Annotated in this window: 3 protein-coding genes; 1 reads left to right on the plus strand and 2 read right to left on the minus strand. The window is 64.5% G+C overall.

The window, feature by feature from the left end:
- Nucleotides 1-706 (plus strand): DUF4191 domain-containing protein (locus V6M39_RS08765; protein ID WP_442880742.1); only part of this gene is annotated, 706 nt, incomplete at its 5' end.
- Between the two features lies 1 nt (nucleotide 707).
- Here V6M39_RS08765 and V6M39_RS08770 read toward each other — a convergent pair.
- Together V6M39_RS08770 and V6M39_RS08775 are read right to left on the minus strand one after the other, a co-directional pair.
- On the minus strand, nucleotides 708-3,107 hold the full coding sequence (locus tag V6M39_RS08770; protein WP_332643437.1) for a hypothetical protein: 2,400 nt from the start codon (nucleotides 3,105-3,107) through the stop codon (nucleotides 708-710).
- Between the two features lie 33 nt (nucleotides 3,108-3,140).
- On the minus strand, nucleotides 3,141-3,500 hold the full coding sequence (locus V6M39_RS08775; protein WP_332643438.1) for an RDD family protein: 360 nt from the start codon (nucleotides 3,498-3,500) through the stop codon (nucleotides 3,141-3,143).
- Nucleotides 3,501-3,652: the final 152 nt, after the last annotated feature.

The following is a 3,652-nucleotide window of genomic DNA, read 5'->3' on the forward strand; positions in this document are numbered from 1 at the left end:
GTCCAACGCCACACCCGCACCCGCCAAGGGCCGCATCCGCCAGATGCGACAGGCCTACACGATCACCAAGCGCAGCGATCGCAACATCGGCTTGATCCTGCTGCTGACGTTCCTCGTGTTCGGTGGTGCCTCGGCAGCGCTGGGCTACCTCGTCTTCGGTACGGGCACGTTCGGCCTGATCGTCACGATCCTGTTCTCCATCCTGATCGGCATCCTTGCCATGTTGATCGTCTTCGGACGTCGCGCCGAGAAGGCCGCGTACGCGCAGGTCGAGGGTCAGACCGGTGCCGCAGCGGGTGCCCTGCAGATGCTGAAGCGCGGCTGGGACGTCAAGCCCGCCGTCGCGTTCACCAAGAACCAGGACATCGTCCACCGAGTGGTCGGTCGTCCCGGCATCATCCTGGTCGGTGAGGGCAACCCCACCCGGGTCAAGAACCTCCTCGCAGCCGAGAAGAAGAAGCACGCCCGTATCGGCGGCGAAGAGGTACCCGTGACCGACATCGTCGTCGGCCGCGGCGAGGGCGAGGTGCAGCTGACCAAGCTCCTCAAGCACGTCCAAAAGCTGCCCAAGAACATCAAGCCGGCCCAAATGACGGCGCTGCTCTACAAGCTGAAGGCCCTCGACGCGATGCGTCCGGCTGCCCCCATGCCGCGCGGCCCCGTGCCCACGAGCATGAAGGGCTCCCGCAAGGCAATGCGAGGCTGATTCAGCCTCGCGGTGGAACGTTGACGACTGCCTGAAGGGCGGTCGGCCAGTCCGCGTCGTCCCAGAACTCGCTGTGACCGTGAAGTCGGGTCACCGGCCCGGTCTGGAGCGCCTCGTCGTACGGCGTTGGATCGATGACTCGCCAATCGGCACCACTGATGCGGCGGCGGGTCACGGGATCGTACGAGTCAGGCTGACGACCGGCACCAATGTTCGGGAAGTGCTGCGATGACGGTTCAGCGCCGTCGGGCGAGTGGTCCCACGACAGCACGGGCCCGGCCAGCGGGTCGGTTGCGCGATAGAGGTTGACCCAGGCGCCGTTGAGCGACGCATAGAGGCCAGCAATCGAGTCCAGATTGACGAAGCCGGGGAACGCGCGCGGGAAGATCATCCGCAGCTGGGACCCGAACGTCATCAGAGCCACACGATCGCGCTCCTCCGGTCTGAGAAGCAAGAGAGCACTGAACGAGATCAGACTCCCCTGGCTGTGCCCACATACGACGACAGGTCGCTGCACATCGGACTCCCCGATGTCACTCAGGTGCCATCGAATGCGGTCGCGCAGATCGACCACCGTGCGCTGCGAGTACGGCCGCGGCACGAACGGGTGCACCGCGTGCGGCCAGAACGACACGATGTCCCAAATGATGCTGACGCCACGCCTGGAGGACTGGGTCTTGATGGCGCCACGGCTGAGTGCGACGGTGCCAGCTGCCAGGCCGAGCAGCGTCCACGCGCCAAAGATGGTCAGGAAGTCACCATTGCCGCTACGGCGGGGCTGGCTCAGGTAGTCGAGCAGCCACGGCGCCTGCTTGCACTCCGTCGGATCGTTCCCACCGGCGCAGAAGCCGACTTCCCAGGCGACCACGAGGGCCAACAACACTCCGAATGCAGCGAACACCCAGAACAGCGAAGGCAGCTTGGTCTTGAGGCGCGCGATCCAGATCCCGCGTGCAATCTTGGACGTCCACCCCTCAGGCAGTTTGGTGGTCGCGTCGGCCGGCGCGGCATGCATCGCTTCACTCGAGGCCAGGAAGTGCTTGCGGCGGATGAAGTAGAACGTCAGGGCGAAGATGGCGATCGCGATCAACATCAGTGCTGTGAGTCCCCAGGCGTACGCCACGCGGTCCAGCATGGGAGTCGCGCCGACCCGCGTCTTGAGAGTCAGCCCTCTTTCGTCGATGCGCTCGGCGATGTCGAGATTGAGCGAGGTCGAGACCGCGGTCGAGACTGCGGCCGAGAATCCCACACCGATGAATGTCGCGACGGTGGCGATCAGATAGCTCGTCATCCCCCACGCGTACCGAACAAAGAATCTCGCGGGGTCCTTCTTGCTGCCGGTCTTCGTACGCGTGGTCCACGCCAGCGCGGCGTTGGCCCAAGACATCAGCACGAGCACCACGACTCCGGCCACCATCAGTGAGTTGGCGAACCCGTCGAAGGCTTCGATGCGGCCGACGGGCTTGGGTCGCTCGACACCGCCCATCTGGATGGCGGCGGCGATCACGATGATCGTCGAGATCACCAGGAGCAAGGGAGAAAGCACCTTGGTCACGGAATGCCACGTGGCGCGAAGGCGAGCCATCCGTGACGGCATCGCGACACTGACCGAACCCTCGGGATCGCCGAGGAAGATGACCACCAGCACAACCAGGACCAGCAGACCGAACGCGATCATGCCGACGATCGGACGGCTGGACCACGCGTTCGCGTCACGCGCGAACGTTGCCATGATCGCAATCAGCGCGAATGCGGCCACGAGGTGCAGGGCGCGAAGAGTCGAGGCGTCCGCATCTCCTTGGTAGAACGACTTCTTGGCGAGCGGCGTGGTCGTCGTCTCGTCCATCTCGGTCGAGTCCGACGGTCCCGTACGGCCAAAACCCTTGCCGAGCACGTACAGAGCAAGCATCGCGACGGCACTCAGGATCACCGCGCCCGTGAGAACGGTGTCCGGCTCATAGCTCTTGAGAAGACGGGTCTTGGCCGCCCAGCGCCAGCCGAGCAGGTCCATCAGCACGAAGCCGGAGGTGAACGCGAACAGGCAGGTCATGAGCAACGCCGCCAGGCGAAGCAGCGCACCGCACAGTCCGTGCCAGAACTTGGAGGTTCGGTTGACGAACGGCGGCAGCATGAACTGGGCGGCGTTGACAAGCCCGAACGGAACGAGGATCAACCACAGGCCCGCACGCCACGAACCCGACGTGAACTGGCCCCAGTGGTAGCCCTCGACCGTGTGACCGTCGTCGGCCTTCAGCTCCTTGCCGCTGCCGTTGATCGGCCGGAAGTAGCGCGAGTAGCCGTCACCGGCGATCTGCTTGACGTGCGGGTGAGCGAGAAGCGACTCAGGCGGCGTACCGCTGACACCGTGAACCCGGAGCTCGACCCAACGACCGCCAGCCATGGAGCGACTCAACCACTCCCAGCGGCGTGACGTCTAGACGCGTATGACCCGGGCGCCCGCTGCGATGTCGTGCAGTCCGCGCTTGTCCTCGTTCATGACGATGGCCGGCAGCACCAACGAAAGCAGTGTCGTACGCAGGACTGCACGGGGAATGCCGATCGGTTGGCCGGCGGGATTCTCGACCCGGAGACCGAGGATCCGCTTGCCGATCGTGAAGCCCAACAGGCCGGTCAGAATGCCGACCTCGACGATGAAGAACCCAACGATCACGAGGTTCTCCCCGATGTCCTTCGGCGGATAGCTGACACCGGTCAACGCAACTGCGCTCAAGGCGGCGACCGCCCAATCGATGAGCAGGGCGAGGATGCGACGGCCAAGTGAGGGGGTTTCCACGCGGCGAGCCTACCGATGGTGCTGAATCGCCTCTCCGAGGCACTTGTAACATGCCTGAAACAAACCAGTGATGGTCGGGAAACTGCCGGAGCCTAACGTCGGGCTCAGTGCAGCGACGCACTTCCCTGCCGTATTGACAACAGTGACCGCCA

It is taken from the genome of Aeromicrobium sp., from assembly GCF_036675695.1.
Taxonomy (GTDB): Bacteria; Actinomycetota; Actinomycetes; order Propionibacteriales; family Nocardioidaceae; genus Aeromicrobium.

What these genes read in the sequence shown, in the direction of transcription:
- V6M39_RS08770 (WP_332643437.1), bottom strand. Translation starts at nt 3,107, where the DNA reads ATGGCTGGCGGTCGTTGGGTCGAGCTCCGGGTTCACGGTGTCAGCGGT.